This window comes from Candidatus Zixiibacteriota bacterium, from assembly GCA_035574315.1.
In the GTDB taxonomy this organism is placed as follows: domain Bacteria; phylum Desulfobacterota; class Binatia; order UBA9968; family UBA9968; genus DATLYW01.
Window position 1 is genome coordinate 283,522 of sequence record DATLYW010000048.1, and the last position, 17,070, is coordinate 300,591.

15 protein-coding genes are annotated in these 17,070 nt (G+C 64.7%); 8 read left to right on the top strand and 7 right to left on the bottom strand.

Translation table 11 applies throughout. From position 1 onward, the window contains the following. From VNN77_17730 to VNN77_17745, 4 genes are all read left to right on the top strand, one after another. Positions 1-852, top strand: coding sequence for an ABC transporter permease (locus VNN77_17730; GenBank protein ID HXG53241.1), 852 nt, complete (start codon positions 1-3; stop codon positions 850-852). 115 nt (positions 853-967) lie between these two features. Beyond that, complete coding sequence (locus VNN77_17735) at positions 968-1,564, top strand: LemA family protein (GenBank protein HXG53242.1); 597 nt, start codon at positions 968-970, stop codon at positions 1,562-1,564. 26 nt (positions 1,565-1,590) lie between these two features. Beyond that, a complete protein-coding gene (locus VNN77_17740) occupies positions 1,591-2,550 on the top strand; it encodes a TPM domain-containing protein (protein HXG53243.1) in 960 nt (319 codons plus the stop codon). A 2-nt stretch (positions 2,551-2,552) separates the two neighbouring features. Next, complete coding sequence (locus VNN77_17745) at positions 2,553-3,185, top strand: TPM domain-containing protein (protein HXG53244.1); 633 nt, start codon at positions 2,553-2,555, stop codon at positions 3,183-3,185. 16 nt (positions 3,186-3,201) lie between these two features. Here the strand turns inward: VNN77_17745 and VNN77_17750 are convergent, their stop codons facing one another. From VNN77_17750 to VNN77_17770, 5 genes are all read right to left on the bottom strand, one after another. Next, entirely contained in the window at positions 3,202-5,280 is a 2,079-nt protein-coding gene (locus VNN77_17750) for an acetate--CoA ligase family protein (GenBank protein HXG53245.1), read from the bottom strand. Positions 5,281-5,323: 43 nt separating this feature from the next. After that, positions 5,324-6,403, bottom strand: coding sequence for an ABC transporter ATP-binding protein (locus VNN77_17755; protein ID HXG53246.1), 1,080 nt, complete (start codon positions 6,401-6,403; stop codon positions 5,324-5,326). A 28-nt stretch (positions 6,404-6,431) separates the two neighbouring features. Further along, complete coding sequence (locus VNN77_17760; protein HXG53247.1) at positions 6,432-8,189, bottom strand: iron ABC transporter permease; 1,758 nt, start codon at positions 8,187-8,189, stop codon at positions 6,432-6,434. Between the two features lie 19 nt (positions 8,190-8,208). Beyond that, positions 8,209-9,231, bottom strand: a complete 1,023-nt coding sequence (locus tag VNN77_17765; GenBank protein ID HXG53248.1) for an extracellular solute-binding protein — start codon at positions 9,229-9,231, stop codon at positions 8,209-8,211. 224 nt (positions 9,232-9,455) lie between these two features. Further along, entirely contained in the window at positions 9,456-10,649 is a 1,194-nt protein-coding gene (locus VNN77_17770) for a hypothetical protein (GenBank protein HXG53249.1), read from the bottom strand. A 169-nt stretch (positions 10,650-10,818) separates the two neighbouring features. Between VNN77_17770 and VNN77_17775 the strand changes: the two genes are divergently transcribed. The 4 genes from VNN77_17775 (at position 10,819) to VNN77_17790 (ending at position 13,349) form a co-directional block, all read left to right on the top strand. Next, a complete protein-coding gene (locus VNN77_17775; protein HXG53250.1) occupies positions 10,819-11,796 on the top strand; it encodes an ABC transporter substrate-binding protein in 978 nt (325 codons plus the stop codon). Between the two features lie 71 nt (positions 11,797-11,867). Continuing rightward, positions 11,868-12,710 (top strand): extradiol ring-cleavage dioxygenase, encoded by an 843-nt coding sequence (locus VNN77_17780; GenBank protein HXG53251.1) that lies wholly within the window; start codon positions 11,868-11,870, stop codon positions 12,708-12,710. Between the two features lie 42 nt (positions 12,711-12,752). Then, positions 12,753-13,025 carry a TMEM165/GDT1 family protein gene (locus VNN77_17785; GenBank protein HXG53252.1) on the top strand — a complete coding sequence of 91 codons (273 nt, stop codon included), beginning with the start codon at positions 12,753-12,755 and terminating at the stop codon, positions 13,023-13,025. Positions 13,026-13,037: 12 nt separating this feature from the next. Further along, positions 13,038-13,349 carry a hypothetical protein gene (locus tag VNN77_17790; GenBank protein ID HXG53253.1) on the top strand — a complete coding sequence of 104 codons (312 nt, stop codon included), beginning with the start codon at positions 13,038-13,040 and terminating at the stop codon, positions 13,347-13,349. Here the strand turns inward: VNN77_17790 and VNN77_17795 are convergent. Continuing rightward, positions 13,328-14,080 (bottom strand): ABC transporter ATP-binding protein, encoded by a 753-nt coding sequence (locus VNN77_17795; GenBank protein HXG53254.1) that lies wholly within the window; start codon positions 14,078-14,080, stop codon positions 13,328-13,330. The genes VNN77_17790 and VNN77_17795 overlap by 22 nt on opposite strands. Positions 14,081-14,110: 30 nt before the next feature. Beyond that, positions 14,111-17,059, bottom strand: a complete 2,949-nt coding sequence (locus VNN77_17800; GenBank protein HXG53255.1) for an FtsX-like permease family protein — start codon at positions 17,057-17,059, stop codon at positions 14,111-14,113. Positions 17,060-17,070 lie beyond the last annotated feature (11 nt).

Genomic DNA, 17,070 nt, shown 5'->3' on the forward strand with positions numbered 1-17,070 from the left:
ATGGCCGAGCATCAGAACACCGCGGACGAGCTCCTGCTCGACGTCAAGATCGCCGAAACGTCGAAGCTCTACCGGTTCTACCTCAACCAGGAAAAAAAGATTCTCGGCGCCGCGGGAGTGATCACGTTCCTCGTCCTGTGGGAGCTCGTCGGCAATACCTTCAACCTGATCAACCCGATGTTCATGAGCGCCCCCTCGCTCGTGTTCAACGCCGCCGTTCAGCTTTTCGGCTCCGGCGAGATCTACAACGACCTTTACGTGAGCAGTGTGGAGCTTTTCTGGGGCTATCTGCTCTCGGTCGTCTTCGCTGTCCCGTTCGGCATTTCCGTCGGCTGGTACAAGAAGATGAGCCACATCTTCGACCCGTTCATCAACGGGATGAACGCTACTCCGCGCGTGGCTTTGCTTCCGCTCGTGATCATCTGGCTCGGCATCGGTATTCTCTCCAAGGTGGGCATCATCTTCCTCGGCGCCGTGCTGCCCATCCTGGTCAACGCCCGCGACGGCGTGAAGACGACCCCGCTGAATCTCATCAACGCTGCCAAGAGCTTTGGCGCCTCCGAGTGGCAGGTTTTCAAGTCCGTGGTGCTGCCGTCCACGCTCCCCTTCATCCTGAGCGGCATGCGCCAGGGAATCGGGCGCGCCCTGGTCGGCGTGATGGTCGGCGAGCTTTATGCCGCCACGGCCGGCATCGGCTTCATGATCACCGTCGCCGGAGCGACCTTCCAGACCGACAAGGTTTTCGTCGGCGTCCTCATCTTCGCGTTGAGCGGCATGGTGCTGACCGAACTGCTCAACAAGTTCGAGCAACGCTTCGAGCGCTGGCGCCCGAAGGTCGGTGCAATGCAATAGAGACAGCCCGCTCCTCACGGCCGGGTTCGCACGAGCCCGGGCCGCGGCCTCTCAATCGGGCGCCCCTTGCCCTTTTTCGGGTGCGGCCTTACATTCAGAGCCACGGAGGTATCCGATGGCGATTGCGTACGGTCGAGTCGCGCGCTCGCTTGGCGCGCTGGCGCTGCTGCTGTGGATTTCGGGTTGCGGTTACAACCGGCTCCAGGCGCTCGACGAGGAGGTCAAGAGCGCCTGGTCCGAGGTGCAAAACCAGTATCAGCGCCGCGCCGACCTGGTCCCCAACCTTGTCGCGACGGTGAAGGGCGCCGCGCAATTCGAGCAGGAAACCTTGCAGCGCGTCATCGAGGCCCGGAGCAAGGCGACCGCGGTCAATCTCGACGCCGCCGCCCTCAGTGATCCCGAGGCGTTCAAGAGATTCGAGCAGGCCCAGCGGGAGCTTTCGAGCGCTCTTTCGCGTCTGCTGGTGGTTGTCGAGCGTTACCCGGAGCTGAAGGCGAGCCAGAACTTCCGCGACCTGCAGGCGCAGCTTGAAGGCACCGAAAACCGCATCGCCGTGGCCCGCAAGCGCTACATCGAAAAGGTCGCGGAATACAACACCGGCGTCCGCTCTTTCCCGACGAATTTGACCGCCAAGTATATCCTCGGCCTGGAAGTCCGGCAGAACTTCAGCGCCGACGAGGGTGTGGCCCGACCGCCGCAGGTGAAGTTCTAGGGCGGGACTCGGGCGAATTGCTGCCGATGATTGGAGCTTTTCGCAGTGCGATCCGGTCCCGCCGACTCCGGCTCGCCTGCCTGCTCGCGGCCGCGATTTCCCCTTGCGCCGCCGCGGCCTTGGAGGTTCCGCCGCTGCGCGGGCGGGTCAATGATCTCGCCGGCATGCTCCCTCCCGAACGCATCGCCCGGCTGGAGCAACGTCTGGCCGCGTTCGAGAGCGAGACCGGCCATCAGGTCGCGGTCCTCACGATCCCGAGCCTCGAGGGCGACGATCTCGAAAGCTTCAGCATTCGCGTCGCCGAGAGTTGGAAGATCGGTCAAAAGGGTTTCGACAACGGCGCAATTCTGCTGGTCGCTCGCGACGATCGCAAGCTCCGCATCGAGGTCGGCTACGGGCTCGAGGGCGTGATTCCGGACGCGATCGCGAGCAGGATCGTCCGTGAGACGATCGTTCCGCGGTTTCGCCGGAACGATTTCGCGGGGGGGATCGAAGCGGGGGTGGAAGAGATCCTGCGCGCCGCCCGCGGCGAGAAGCTCCCCGACGCCCCCCGTCGCAGCGCTCCGGAAAACGGTTCCGCATGGGCGCCTCTGCTTTTTCTCCTGCTGATCCCGACCTACCTGGCAAGCCATCTTGTCGCCCGACGACGGCGCCGCGCTCCGTTGGTTGGCGCGCTTTCCGGCGCAGTCCTCGGTGGTCTGGGGGCCGGGCTGGCGCTCGGGTCGGGCGCGGGCTTCAGTCTCGCCCTTCTTGTCTTTCTCGTCCTCGCGGCAGTCGCCATCGGAATCGCTGGCGGGCTCCACAACGAGCTTGAGGGATGGGAGACGTTTGGGCGCCGACGCAGGGGCCGCTGGAGCGGTCCCTTTTACAGCGACACCTTCGGGCCGGGGTGGTCCGGCGGAGACTTCGGCGGAGGAGGTTCGACCGGCGGATTCAGCGGGGGAGGCGGCGGCTTCGGAGGAGGCGGCGCGTCCGGGAGCTGGTAACCATGAACGCGGAGAGTTTCTTTTCGCCGGAAGAAAAACGCCGCATCGAGGACGCGGTCGCCTGCGCCGAGCGGACGACCTCCGGCGAGATCGTCCCGATGATCGTAAGCGCGAGCGGCCGTTATGCCGAGGTGGAGATGGCCGGGCTGGTCGCTGGGCTCGGCGCCGGAGTCCTGGCGGCTTTGCTCCTGCACGATCCGTGGGCGCCGCTTTACGCGCAGTTTCTCTGGCCGTTGATCGGAGGAGTGCTCGGCTTCGTCGCCTGCAGCGTGCCCGCGATCAAGCGGCTGCTGGTGCCGAGGGCCAGAATCGAACGCGCCGTGGCTCTGCGGGCTCTCGCCGCGTTTGCCGCTCACGGCATCCATCTCACTCGAGAGCACACCGGAATCCTGATCCTGGTTTCCCTCCTCGAGCACCGCGTCGAGGTATTGGCCGACCGGGGCATCAACGAAAAAGTGCCCCCGGGCACCTGGGACGAGATCGTTCAGACGATAACGGAGGGGCTCAAGTCCGGGCAGGCCTGTGACGCTCTCTGCCGCGCCATAGCCCGCTGCGGCGAGATTCTCGCCCGTCACTTTCCACGCGCGGCCGACGACAGGGACGAGCTCGCGAACAAGCTCGTGACCGAATCCTGACGGCGGCCTACCCGCGTCATTTCCGGATCAACCGCACGTCGACGGCGGCGAGGCCCGCGCCCCGCTCCCGAACGACCAGCGGGTTGAGCTCCAGATCGGAGAGATGCCCGCGGTGGGCGGAGAAAATGTTCGAGAGCCCGACCATCGCCTTTACCAGGGCGTCCACGTCGCGCGGCGCCTGGCCGCGAACCCCCTCCAGGATGGGATAGCCCTTCAGCTCTTTCAGCATGCGCCGCGCGTCCTCTTCGCCGACCGGCAGGAGGCGAACGGCGACGTCTTTCAGGACCTCGACGAAGACTCCGCCGAGGCCCACGATCATGAACGGCCCGTATTGCGGGTCGGTGCGCGCGCCGAGAATCATCTCGGTTCCCCGAACCATTTCCTGCACCAGCAGCTTGGCGGCGCCGTGCGCCAGACCGAGCAGCCGCTTCCCCTCCGCTTCCACTTCGCCGGCGCTCCTCAGGTCAAGGGCCACCGCCCCGGCTTCCGTCTTGTGCACGATCTCGGGAGCGATCAACTTGAGCGCCACCGGAAAGCCGATCTTTTCCGCCTCCGCCGCGGCCGCCTCCGCGGTCTCAACCAGCCCCTGGCGCGGCGGCGGCAGACCGTTCGCTTGAAGCAGGGCGGCAAATCGATCGTCTTCAAGCTCGCCGGGGTCGCCAGCCGCCGGAGCGAGCCGCGCAATTCCCGCCCGCGCACGCTCCCCATAGGCGCCCAGCGCGGCGAGCGCACGCAAAGTCGGCTTGATCGCCTGCAGGAACGGAATCCCGGCCTCCTCCTGGAACGCCCGGCTTTCGTCCGTGCAGCTGTAGGTCGAGCGTGAGAAGGCGAGAATCGGCTTTTCCGTGGCCGCTGCCAGGCTTTTGAACAGCGCCGCATCCCGTTTTTCCGGAAAGCGGGGCAGCTCGCCGTGGATCGCGAGCAGGTCGACCCCGTCGTCCTGCGCGTGGAGCTTGACGATGTTGATGAACCCCTGTTCGTCGCCGAACCCGGCGACGCCACACTCCAGAGGATTTTCCACCGCCAGCTCCGGCGGAATCAGCGGCCGGACCGCCTCTTTGGTCTGCTCGCTCAGCTGCGCGAGGTTGGTCCTCAGCTCCTCGGCGTGATCGCAGATCAACCCCTTCATCCCGCCGGAGTTGACCACGATCGCCGCTCGCCCGCCGCGCGGGAAGCGTCCCGCGGAAAAGGCGAGGGTGATTTCCGTCAGATCCTCCAGCGTCGGACAGCGGACCAGGCCGAACCGCTCGCACACGGCGTCGAACACCTCGTCGGCGCCCGCGAGCGCCCCGGTGTGCGAGATCGCCTGTCGCCTGCCCATTTCCGACCTGCCCAGCTTGACCACGAGAATGGGTTTTTTCCTGTGGAGCGCCTCGGCGGCCACGTTCATGAACTCTTCAGGCCTGCGGATTCCCTCCGCCATGACGACGATCAGCTTGGTCTCGGGATCGTCGACCATGAAGGACAGATAGTCGACGAGATCGAGGCTGATCTCGTTGCCGCTCGAGACCGCGTACGTGAATCCGATGCCCCGTTCCGTGGCCCCCTTGATCCAGTTACCAAGGGAACCGCCGCTCTGAAAGATCAGACCGACCAGGCCCTTCTTGAGCAGAGGGGTCGAGGTGGGAAAGGTCCACAGCCCCTCGGCGACGGAATAAAAGCCCATGCAGTTGGGGCCGCAAACGACGAGCCCGCTGCGCTCGCATAGCTCGCGCATCGCCTGCGCCCGTTTCTTCCCCTCGGGATCGTCTCCCTCCCCGAAGCCGGCGCTGTAGACGGTGGCGGACTTGGTGCCGATCTTCGCCGCCTCCTCCAGCACCCCGAGGACCGCCCGCGTCGGAATCAGGACGAGCAGCTGCTCCGGGACCTCGGGCAGCGCTCCGAGGTTGGGGTAGCAGGGATCCTCCGCGATCTCCTTGTAGTTCGGGTTCACGAGAAACACTTTGCCGGAGTAAGCCTTCTTGAGATTGCGATAGATTCCCATGGGCCAGCGGCCCTTCGGCGATGCCCCGATCAGAGCGACCGAACGGGCGCGGAGAAGATTTTCGACCGGCCGCCGCTGAAAGCCTCCGGTCGCAGGGGTCGTGCTCATCATGTTCCAACCTTCCAGTCTTGCCCGAAGGGGCGCGTCTTCCAGCCTAAGCCGCCGGGTAGACGTGCCAGCGTTCGGACGGGAGAATAACGGTCGTGCTCTGTCCGACGGCCAGATCGGAGTCGCCCGGCAGTTTCGCCAGCAGTTGAACTCCGTTGACCTCGACCTCGAAGAGCGTGCTGTCGCCCAGGTAGTTCTTGGTCGTCAGCCTGCCGCAGACGCCCGGGACGCTGGCGGTCGAGTCGGAGCCGAGCCGGACGTGCTCGGGGCGGATCGCCAGCGTTACAGCGTAGCCTGCGCCGACTCCGGGAGGCAGCGGCAGGCGCAGAGTCCCCAGCGGGCATTCCACCTGCGCCGCGCCGGTGACCTTTCCCTTGACAAAGTTCATCTCGCCGACGAACTGCGCCACGAAGAGGTCGACCGGCTTTGCGTAGATCTCGTGCGGCGGGGCCACCTGGAGGATCTCGCCGTTGTGCATCACGCAAACCTTGTCGCCGAGGCTCAGGGCTTCCGCCTGATCGTGGGTGACGTAAAGCGTCGTGACGCCGATCGCCTTGGTGATCTTGCGCAGCTCGACGCGCATCTGTTCTCGCAGCCGGGCGTCGAGGTTGCTCAACGGCTCGTCCATCAACAGGATCTTGGGCTCGGTGACCAGCGCGCGCGCCATTGCGACCCGCTGCTGCTGCCCGCCGCTCAGGTCGGTCGCAGGCCGGTCTTCCAGCCCCGCGAGCTGCACGCGCGCCAGGGCGTTGCGCACCCGCTCTCCGACGGCGGCCTTGGAAACTCGCTTTTGGCCCTGGGTCAGGGGAAACGCGACGTTTTGAAAAACGGTCATGTGCGGCCAGATCGCGTAGGATTGAAAGACCATTCCGAGGTCGCGCTTCTCCGCCGGCACGTAGACGCCCCGCTCGGCGGAGTTGACGAGACGGCCGCTGATCTCGATTTCGCCGCCGTCGGGTTTTTCCAGACCGGCGACGCAACGAAGCGTGGTGGTCTTGCCGCATCCGCTCGGCCCGAGCAGGACGCAAAACTCTCCCTCCCCCACCTCGAGGTCGATGCTCCGCAACGCGTCGACCGCCCCTCGCCGCCCGTGAAACGTCTTCTTGAGCTTTCGGATGCTGATCATGAGAAAACCCGCCCCGTCCTGCCGCCGGTCACGAGCCCTCGCCGATTTCCCCGAGGCGGGAGAGGACCGCCCGCATCACCCCCACGACCAGCGCGGCGAAGAGAATCAGCACCACGCCCAGAGCCGAGACCTGCGGCACCCAGCCGCTGCCCCAGAACTGCCACACGATGGTGGAAATGACCACGCTGTGGCGCGTATACAGCGTGAGCGCCATCGTGACCTCGCGATAAGAAAGCATCGCGATCCAGATCCAGCTGTTCAAGATCCCCGCCGCGATCAGCGGCAGCACGATCTTCCACAGCACCCGCGGCGTGGAGGCGCCGGCGACCTTCCCGGCTTCTTCCAGCTCGCGATGCACCTGGATCATGACGCTGTTGGTGGTCCGCGTGCCGTAGGCGATCCAGTTGATCGTGTGGGCGACGACGATGATGAAAACGGTGCCGTAGAGCGGGAAAACATCGCGGTACGCCAGGCCGAGATACGCCAGCCCGACCGCCATGAGGATGCCCGGAACCGCATGGGGAATGAACGCCAGCGTGTCGAGCCATCCGCGAAACGAAACCTGAGTCCGGACCACCGCCCATGACACGAGTACGCTGAGGATCATCGTAAGGGTGGGCACCGCAAACATGAGAATCAGCGTGTTGACGAGCGGCCGCGTCCCGACGTGAATCGGGATCTCGAGATAATGCTTGAACGTGATCGAGGACCAGGCCGCGGCCGAGGGCAGCTGCAGGTACGGAGTGATCGAGGCCCACAGCAGCACGATGAAGGGGATGAATACCTCGATCGCGAGGTAGAAAAACACGAAGCCCAGGGCCGGCCATTTCCACCGGCCGAGGGCGATTTCCCGGGGACGGTAGCCCCGCCCGGTGATCACCGTGTATTTCTTTCCCTGCTTGACCAGCCGGACGTAGAGAAAGGCGAGCAGGAGGCCGCAAACGAGCATCACCGCCCCGTAAGCGCCGGCCATGCCATAGTCGGGGATGCCGGTGGCGGGCGTGGTCGCGCTGTAGATGAGCGAGCTCAGGACCAGGATCCGCGAAGGCATGCCGATGATCGCGGGGACCTCGAACACCGCGATCGCGGTCATGAACAGGTAGACCATGACGGCGGCGATCGCCGGCATCGTGATCGGAATGTTGATCTTCAGGAAGGTCCTCAGCTTTCCCACCCCGGAGGTGTAGGCCGCTTCCTCCAGCGACGGATCCATCGAACGGTAGGCGGCGGCCAGCATGAAAAACGCCCCGGGAACGAAAGAGACCCCCTGCACGAACGCCATCCCGGTCAGGCTGTAGAGATTGAACGGCGGCTCCCCCAGCCCGAAAAGCTCCTGCAGCCAGCGGTTCAGCAGGCCGATCCGCGGGCTGAGCAACAGGATCCACGCGATGGTGCGGAGGAAGACCGGGATCAGGATCCCGATGGTGAGAAAGACATAGATGGTTTTTTTCAGCGGGATGTCCGTCCGCATCAGGATCCAGACCAGCGGGATCGTGAACACCAGGGTGACGGCCACGCTCGAGACGGCGAAGACCAGCGTGTTGCCCAGCACCTGGTAGGTCGCCGGGTCGAGGTAGACGGAAACGAAGTTTTCCAGCGTAAATGGAACGTCCTCACCGGGAAATCCGGTGCGAAGGCTCATCAACACCACCATCGCGACCGGCACCCCGACGAGGAGCAGCAGAACCGCGAAAAGCCCCCCCGCGAACAGGCTTGTTCCGTGCCGTTTGATCTGCTCCAGGCCGCCGGTGGCGAGCGTCAGCTCGCGCCGCATCTCCGCTTCCATCGGGCGTTCCCCGGACGGGCTAGCGATTGAAGCCCAAGATCTTCCCGTACTCGCGAGCGAGCTTGTCGACCAGCTTCGCCTGATCCTGCTTCATGTAGACGACCTTCTTGCCCTGAGCGAACTTGTAGGCGTCGGTCCCCGGAACGTACGCCGAGGTATGGCCGGTATACTTTTTCCAGAGCGTCTGGACCTCCGGCGAAGCCATGAAGGCGACGAAGAGCGTCGCCACGTTGGGGTGCGGGGCGTGCTTCAGGACGCCCACGTGGTATTCCGGCGAGACGACCGGCTGGACCTCGGTGGCGAACGCCAGCGGCGCTCCCGACTGCTCCGCCTCGTGGAGCTGGCTGTCCTGCAGCGTGGCGGACAGCAGCACCTCGCCCAGGATGAGCCGTTGCGCCATTTCCCCCGCGCGACTGAGGATCGGTTTCTGGGCGGCGAGCTTTCTTACGAACTCCGTGGTCTTTTCCTCGCCCCACGCCCCGGCCGCCAGCCGGGCGAAATGATGGGTCGAGTTGATCACCCCGAGCTTCCCCTTCCACCTGGGATCGAGCAGATCCTCCCATTTCTTCGGCACGTCCTTGGCCGGAAGGAGCTTCTTGTTGTAGGTGGGAAGGGCGAACTGGTTCGCGATCGAAACGGTGCCGCCGTCGTACTCGATGCGCTCTTTCTTCACCCCAAGCTGAGTGTAGTCGAAGGTCTTGTGGAGCTTTCGCAGCCAGAGCGAGCCGTGGTGCGCGTCGGTTACCACCATCACGTCCCACTCGGCCGGCTGGCCCGAGGCCGAAAGCCCGATCACCTTGCCCGTATCCCGGGTCATGTTCCCGGACGGATTATACTGCAGCGTCACGTTGAGACCGTATTTCTTGTTGAATGCCTCGCCCAGCGCTTTCGCTCCCTCCGGACCCAGAGTCGAGGGGCCGTAGAACTCGAGCTGGCCTTCCTTTTTGGCTCCCGCGACGAGATCGTCGAGCGTTGCGCTCGCTGCGGTCCCTGCCCGGCCAGCAAGTACGGCGGCGAGGAAGCAGGCTAAGACTTTTTCCACGTTCCGCATGGCATCCTCCTTGAATGGCTTCGGGCCCTTATCGCCGGCGGTTGCCTCTCGACAAGAGCCTGTTTCCTCATGGGCTTCCACCCTTTTTGCACGGGAGGGTCGGTTCGGACCGAAGGCTATCGGTGGCCGCGGCACACGCATCGTCCGCAGGCCCTTCCTGATGCCGGGCGCCACGGACGGCTCCGGTCAGGGGTCCGGGCGCTGCCCGCCCGATTTCATCGAATCTTCGGTCCGGTATACTCCAGAACGTAAAGCCCGCCCTTGATCCGGTCCGTCACGTAGATCAGCCCGTCCGCGTCCACGAAGAGATCGTTGAACATCGGCGCCTTCTGCCCGTCGGGCGGCGGCGGAATAAAGAAGCCGACCTCTTCCGGACGGTACGGATCGCGGATATCGAAAATTCGCAGCCCCGCGTTGTAGTAGGTCACGAAGATGACGTTCTCGCTCTGGAACGACCCGGGCCGGTTCTCGTGCACGTTGTGCGGACCGAAGCGCAGGCCCCGCTTGCAGAAGTCGCCTCGCGGCACCGGGCAGGTGCTGATGATTACCGGATTCCTTTCCTCGCGGATATCGATCAGCCAGACCCGCTTCTCGCCTTCCTGGCAGTCGTACTTGACCGCCTCGTCGACCGCGACGAGCAGCCGCCGGCCCGGGAGCGGCAGCGCGGTGTGCGCGTACCCCCCGTACGGCGGGCTCCAGTCCACCCGGCTGATCGTACGGGGCCGGCTCAGGTCGGAGATGTCGAGAATGGCCACTCCGGCGTCGACCAGAGCCACATAGGACCGGTTTCCGTACGGAATCGCCCCGTGAACGTGGAAGTGCTCGCCCGGGAAGGGCTCCCAACCGGGTGGAGTTTCCTCTCCTTCCTTGGTTCCGGGTATCCACCATACGCCCGCTTGTTTGGGATGCGAGGGATCGGCGAGGTCCGCAATCAAGTAGGCGCGCTCCCGGATCCCGGGAATCATGGCGCCCACGTGGGCGTATTTCCCGTCCGTGAACCACATCCGGTGCACGCCCTTTCCCGGCAGCCGCAGATAGCCGATCTCGCGCGGGTCCGTCGGGTCGGCGATGCTGTAGATCTTGATCCCCGCCTCGTTGGGAACGCTCGCCGGGAGCGTTTTATCGAAGTACGGGCGCTCCTGGTTCTGGATCAGGATATCTCCGGCGATCTGCACCTTGTGCGCGTGGGTGTTGGGGGCGTGCGGCAGCTGGCGCACGACTCGGGGATCGGACGGATCGGCGGCGTCCAGGATGGTCAGCGCCATGGGCGACGTCCCCAGGTGAGCCACGTAGACGTAGCGGCCGTTCTTCAGCACCTGCATCCCGTCGCCGTGACCGTTCAGATCGTTCCACGCGATCAGCCGCACGTTTTGGCTTTCGCTTCTCGCCTGAATCTCCGCCACGTTCATGAGGCTGGTTTTCCTCGAAAAAGCTCGATTTCTCGCTCCGGCTCAACCGGGCGCACCGTTCTGATATACTTCCCGCTTGTCGTTGTCAACGTCCAAAGCCCTTTGGATTCCTTCGGGATCTGTGATATGAGCCGGCTCGACGCGTTTTGTCATCAGGAGGAGTCCGTCGATGAGGAGGCTGCTGCCCGCGCTGGCGTGTGCCCTGTTCGCGCTCGCCGAATCGGTTTCGGCCCAAACCCAGCGAATCGCGGCCGCCTACAGCGCCGTGAGCGCCACACAGACCGCCTTTTACGTCGCGAAAGAGGCGGGGCTGTTCGAAAAGCACGGCATGGTGGTCGATCCCGTGTACGTCGCTTCGGGAACGAAGGTCGTCCAGGCGATGATCGCCGGCGAGTTCCCCGTGGCGCTGGCCGGAGGGGTCGTCGTCAGCGCGAATCTCGCGGGCGCCGACGTGGCGGTGATCGGGGGGATCGTAAACGTCCCGGCCTTCTACGTCGTCGTCCATCCCTCGATCAAGAAACCGGGAGACCTCAGGGGCAAAGCTCTCGGGATCACCCGCTACGGCTCGTCCACCGACTTCACGCTCCGCTATCTTCTCAAGCAGTGGGGACTGGAGCCGGACCGGGACGTCAAGATCCTGCAAATGGGCGGCCAACCCGAAATCCTGGCGGGACTGAAGGCCGGAGCAATTCAGGGCGGCAACTTCAGCTCGCCGGGCGAGTTCAGGGCGAGAAAGGCCGGATTCACCTTGCTGGCCGATTTCCGTAAAGTCGGGCTCGACTATCCGACCGTGAGCCTGGTCTCGACCCGCTCCACCATCAGGAAGGACCCCGATACGGTCAAACGTTTTCTCATGGCCTATAGCGAGGGCGTCGAGCTTACCTTCCGCAACCGGGAGCTTGCCATGAAGGTTCTGGGCAAGTACACGCGCGTCAGCGACCGGGAAACCCTCGAGGCGGCCTATGCCTACGCCACCAACTTCATCGAGCGCCCGCCCCGGCTGCCGTACAAGGCGATCGACACGATTCTCGCCCAGCTCGCGGAGACCAGCCCCAAAGCCAGGGGCCACAAGGCCGCGGATTTCATCGATCCGACGTTCTACGACGAGCTGGAGAAGAGCGGCTTTTTCCGATCCGCGCGGCGCTGACGCAACCGCTCGCGGTGCCGGCGTTTACACCCGGACGCCCGCCGTGGTAAACAGGTTCGCGGAGGTAGGCCATGGCGGAAATCGTCACGATCATCGGCATCACCCATAACCCTTTCATGCCGCGGTTGTTCCAGCGGCCCGACCGGCCGGCCGGATGCGACAAGGTCATCGAGCGGATCGCCATGATGCGCGAGCGGCTCGCTGCCGCCCGCCCCGACGCCCTGGTCGCCATCGGCAACGATCACCTGCACCAGTTCTTCATGGACAACATGCCGGCCTTCATGATCGGCAAGATGGATTGCTACGACGGAACCTTCTACGACGAAACGCGCGAGTTCGGGCTGCCGCGTTGCAGGCTCCCGGGCGACGTCGAGCTTTCCGATGCCCTCATGGAAGCGGCCTTCGATCGCGGGATCGATTTCGCATACTCGAACGAGCTCACCGTCGACCACTCGATCGTCGTCCCGATGATGTTCGTGCGGCCGGAGATGGACATCCCGATCGTTCCGATTCTCACCAACTGCATCGCGCCGCCGATGCCGCGGCCGCGGCGCTTCTTCGAGGTGGGAAAGGCGATCCGCGCGGCGATCGACTCGCTGCCGGGAACGAAGCGGATCGGCGTCCTGGTGAGCGGCCATCTCTCGCTCGAGGTCGGCGGGCCACGGCAGTTCGAGCGCAGGCTCACCGACCCGAGCTTCGACGCCGCCGCGGTCGGCTGGATTCAGAACGGCGACATCGACGCTGCCGCTGCGGGCTGCACGCCCGAGCGGCTGATCAAGGCCGGCAACATGACCTCGGGCTATCTGAACTTCTTGATGATGATGGGCGTGGCCAACGCGGCCAGGCCGGCGCATGCGGAAGGGCTGGACGCGGGTTTCCCCGCCGTTCCGTTCTTCCACTGGGGCCCGCAGTAGCAGAGGGCGACGGGAAAATCTCGGCATTTTTCAAGTGGGCTTATGGACTGGAAGATCCTATCGACGGTTTTCGTCTCCGTGTTCGTCGCCGAGCTGGGCGACAAGACGCAGCTTGCGACCATGCTGTTCGCCTCCGACAGGGAGATCAGCAAGATCGCGGTATTCGCCGGAGCGGCGCTCGCCCTGGTTCTGACCTCGGCGATCGGCGTGCTCGCCGGCTCCGCGGTCTCGGGCTACGTCAGCGAGCGGCACCTCCGCTACGTCGCCGGCCTGGGTTTCATCGCGATCGGTCTGTGGACCTTTTTCCGCACCTGAACGAGGCGAGCGATGAGCAAGTACCTGATGAACAAATTCATCCACCACGTCAACATGAACGAGGAGGCGGAACGGGAGTACAAACATCGCCCGCGCGCCTATCTCGAGCAGTGGGAGAAGAAGGAAAAGCTCAAGCTCACTCCCGAGGAGCGCGAAGCGCTGGCCACCAGGGACTACGGCAAGCTCTACGCCCTGGGTGCGCATCCCTTCACGCTGTGGAGCTTCACCGAGGCCGTGTGGGGACACGAGGTGCCGCGCGAAGAGCTGGTCAAGGACTACAAGGAAAAGACCGCCCGGGCCGGCTATCCTGATTTCAAGACCTGACCAAGCCCGCCTTCGGCATCCGGACGCGCGGGTCGGACGAACCTCCCATCGCGCATGTGGTAGACTTTTTTGAAGTGCTCCACGGCCTTCGGGTCGTGGCTCGCCATGATGACCGTCTTGCCGTACTTTTCAGCGAGCGACAGGAAAAGCGCCGTGATCATTTCCGTATTTTCCGAATCCAGGTTCCCGGTCGGCTCATCGGCGAGGATCACCGAAGGATCGTTGGCCAGAGACAATGCCACCGCGACCCGTTGCTGCTCGCCACCGCTCAATTCTTCGGGCCTCTTGCGGCCCTTCTCGCCGAGCCCGACCATTCGCAGCAGCCCGTCGACCCGGCGCTGGCGCTCCGCGGGGTCGACGCCGGCAACCAGCATCGGGAGCTCCAGATTCTCCGCGGCCGTCAGAGTGGGGATCAGGTTGAAGAATTGAAAGACAAATCCGACGCGATACAAACGGTATTTTTCGAGATCCCGCTCCGAAAGAGCGCCCAGGATCTGATCTCCCACCCGAACCTCTCCGGCGGTGGCATGGTCGACGCCGCCGAGAATGTTGAGCAGGGTGGTTTTGCCGCAACCCGATGGCCCCATGAGGGCGACGGCCGCGCCCGCCGGGATCTCCCAGTCGACGCCCTGCAGTGCCCGCACCCGTTCTGCCGAAGTCTCGTAGGACTTCTGTAAGCTGGAAACCCTCACCTCTACCCCGCGATTCTTGAAAAAACCGTCCGGATCCATGGGGCTCACCTTCCTCTTTGAACCGAACCTTCAGCTCTCGGTCACGCTTGCTCTCGCCGATCTCCTGAAGACCCACAGGCTGAAGAGCAGCGCCATCCCCGCCATCAAGGCCAACAAGCCCAGGGCGACCCACACCGTCTGCTGGGACACGACCAGATGCGTGGGCAGCAAGTGAACGACGGACTTCAATTGGCGCAGGCTCCAGATCAAGTTCGCCAAACCGAAGCCGGCCGCCAGCGCCACCAGCAAGCCCACCCCGAGACCTAGCAGAGCCGGCGCCAACAGACCCGAAGCAAGGAATCGAAACACCAGCCCGGGCGATACCCCGCGCACCCGGAGGAGCCCGAGAGTGCGGCGGTCCTCGAGATAATTGGTCAACGCGATCGCCAGAATGGCGACCACCGCCAGCAGCACGCCTCCGGCGAGATAAATGCGCATGTTTTCCATGGCGAGAAAGATGAACATGTCGCCGCCCACCTTTTCGAGCTCGCGCCGAAGCTCCCGGACCTCGAGCGGCCGCGCGCCGAGCGCTCGATTAAGATCCCTGACGATCCCGCCGGGATCGGCGCCCGGCTTCGTCCGGACGAGCACGAAAACGCGGGGAATCAGGACCTTGAGATTCGCGGCGGCCGGGTTGTCCATCGTCGCGACGAGATACGCGTCGGTGCTGGCGAGATGGTTCAGATAATCGATGCGTGCCGAAACGTAGCTCTGGCGATCCGACACGCTGCGCGGTGCCATTCCCGGCAAAAAGCCGATCACGCCGCCGGCAGGCAAGAGAACCGCCTTCCTGTCGAGATCTGCTCCGAGCAGAACCGGCTCACCGGCTGACAGGTTCCAGAATGCCGCCACCGGAGGCGAGGCGAGGACCTTCCGGTCGGCGGCGGTCGTTACGACCTCGCTGAATTTTGCCGTGACGCCCAGGTGCTCTTCGAAGAGAGCCGTCCGAAGGTAGCGCCGGGGCTCCTCGATCAGATAGAGCGGCACGCCGCTCAAGCCGTAACCAGGATAGAAAAAGCCCGGCAGGATCGCTTCGAACAGGTAATCGAGCGAGGAAACGTCGGGTCGCTGAAAAGCGGCCAGGCGGGTTCTCAGCGCCGCGCGGAGCGCCTGCGTTTGTGCTCCGAGCCCCTGCTCGAGCTGTCGCGGCTCGACCAGGTCGGCGGGATTGATTGTCACGTGGAGCTCGCTTCCCATCTGCACCGTTGCACCCCTCAGCGCCTTCTCTTCGAACGACTTGGATGCAATGCCGGGATACAGGCTCACGCTCGCCATCAGCCCAACGATGAGCAGGAAGCTCGCGATCCGATGGGGCTTCAGCGACATGTGCGCGAGGGAAAGACCGTGCAGCTTCCCGCCGATAACGCGCGCCATCGAGCTCAACAGGCCGCGAAGCAGCGACCGCCGGGCGACCAGCAGCGCGACCAGGCCATGGACCAGGAGCGGCAGCGCCACGAAGTCGAGCACGCGATCCAGAAACAAGACGCTCTCCACGAGCCATTGCCGCGCCTCGCTGTCCTCTCCGGCCGTCGCCAGCAGCTCGCCAAGGTTGAACCCTCCGATCCATCCGCCGATCTTGCCCGCGCCGGCGGCCAACGCGACCCCCTCGAGCACCGAGAAACGAACACGCGTCTGACTCGACTCGGACAGGGCGACCCGGCGCGACGCTTCCAGTGGCGAGATCGTCGTGGCGTACCGCACCAGGCGTCGGCTGATGAGCAGGACGAGCAGCAGGCCGGCCACCAAAAAAAGAAGCATCCTCGTCGGTCCCTGGACCCGCGACAGAACGTCTGGGGGGAGGAGACGGCCCTCGTAGGCGAAGAGAGGAACGACGGTCCCCGAGACCAGGCCGGCAACTCCGCCGACAAGCCCGCCGAGGCCGATGGAGAGCAGCAGGCTCCACCCGAGGAGCCGGCCGGGTACGCCGCGAAGGCGCATGAGGCCCAGCGTTCGTCGCTCGTTCAGGATGAGCAGCGAGGAAAGATCCGAGGCGAGCATCCAGGCTATGGCCAGCAGGGGAATTGCGATCAGCAGCGTGGCGAGCCCGATGGCGCGCGAGATTTCCGCCATGCGCCTCAAGAGAACGAGCAGGGCGTTGTCCACGAAAATCGCCGGCCCCATGGACTTCGCTCTGCGCTCGACTTCCGCGTTGAGCGCTTCCAGGCGCGCGAGCGACCCCTCGACGTCCCAGCCGGAGATCAGCGCCTTGCGATCGAGCCGCGCGACGTGCACGACCTCCGGCAGGTACTCACCCGCCGTCACGTGAATGTCGGCGCGGTCACCCAGCGCGCCGCGCGCGAGCGCGTCGAAGCGTCGGAGCACGCCGAAGTCATAGGGCGCAACGAGAATCACCCCGATATAAGGAACGAAGGAGATCGAGCCGACCTCCTCCATGAAGTAGCGATTGATATCGGACCGCTCCAGGCGCACCACGCCGCGCAGCGGGAGCTCGAACAGCCCCGCGCTGATTTTCTTCCGGTCGGAGTACACCCGCACCGAAAACCGCCGGGCCCCCTGCAGCGCGAGGTAGGCCTTGCCCATGTGCTGCTCCGGGCCGACGAGGGCGAGAAACGCCGCATCCGGCTCCGTTCCGGGGGGCCGCGCTTCGGGCGGCAGCAGATTCAGGTCGGTCGCGGCGAGAATCGACACCCAAGGAGCTGCAAGGGGCTTGCCGTCGACGATCAGGATCGCCTCGGGCGGCGGCTTCGAGCGCAGGAACGTGAGGCTCTCGACCCGCCGGATACCGCCGATCTCCTTCAGCTCCGCCGCCACTTCCGCGGAGACGGAGAAGTCCGTCGTCTGGTAGAGCGCAATGTCCCACGACAGGCGGGAGAGCTGGTCCTCGACGTAGAGCTTCAGCGCATGGTGGGAGGCGAGATTGATCGCGGCGAGCAAACCCGATACGAGAAGCGTGACGACGCCGAAAGCGACAAAAGCTCGCTTGCCGACGATTCGTGCGAGTCGCAGGAGCAGGAACACGGAGCAGCGCT

Coding starts and splice junctions, on each gene's coding strand:
- VNN77_17730 (HXG53241.1), top strand. CDS start 1: ATGGCCGAGCATCAGAACACCGCGGACGAGCTCCTGCTCGACGTCAAG.
- VNN77_17735 (HXG53242.1), top strand. CDS start 968: ATGGCGATTGCGTACGGTCGAGTCGCGCGCTCGCTTGGCGCGCTGGCG.
- VNN77_17740 (HXG53243.1), top strand. CDS start 1,591: ATGATTGGAGCTTTTCGCAGTGCGATCCGGTCCCGCCGACTCCGGCTC.
- VNN77_17745 (HXG53244.1), top strand. CDS start 2,553: ATGAACGCGGAGAGTTTCTTTTCGCCGGAAGAAAAACGCCGCATCGAG.
- VNN77_17750 (HXG53245.1), bottom strand. CDS start 5,280: ATGATGAGCACGACCCCTGCGACCGGAGGCTTTCAGCGGCGGCCGGTC.
- VNN77_17755 (HXG53246.1), bottom strand. CDS start 6,403: ATGATCAGCATCCGAAAGCTCAAGAAGACGTTTCACGGGCGGCGAGGG.
- VNN77_17760 (HXG53247.1), bottom strand. CDS start 8,189: ATGGAAGCGGAGATGCGGCGCGAGCTGACGCTCGCCACCGGCGGCCTG.
- VNN77_17770 (HXG53249.1), bottom strand. CDS start 10,649: ATGAACGTGGCGGAGATTCAGGCGAGAAGCGAAAGCCAAAACGTGCGG.
- VNN77_17775 (HXG53250.1), top strand. CDS start 10,819: ATGAGGAGGCTGCTGCCCGCGCTGGCGTGTGCCCTGTTCGCGCTCGCC.
- VNN77_17780 (HXG53251.1), top strand. CDS start 11,868: ATGGCGGAAATCGTCACGATCATCGGCATCACCCATAACCCTTTCATG.
- VNN77_17785 (HXG53252.1), top strand. CDS start 12,753: ATGGACTGGAAGATCCTATCGACGGTTTTCGTCTCCGTGTTCGTCGCC.
- VNN77_17790 (HXG53253.1), top strand. CDS start 13,038: ATGAGCAAGTACCTGATGAACAAATTCATCCACCACGTCAACATGAAC.
- VNN77_17795 (HXG53254.1), bottom strand. CDS start 14,080: ATGGATCCGGACGGTTTTTTCAAGAATCGCGGGGTAGAGGTGAGGGTT.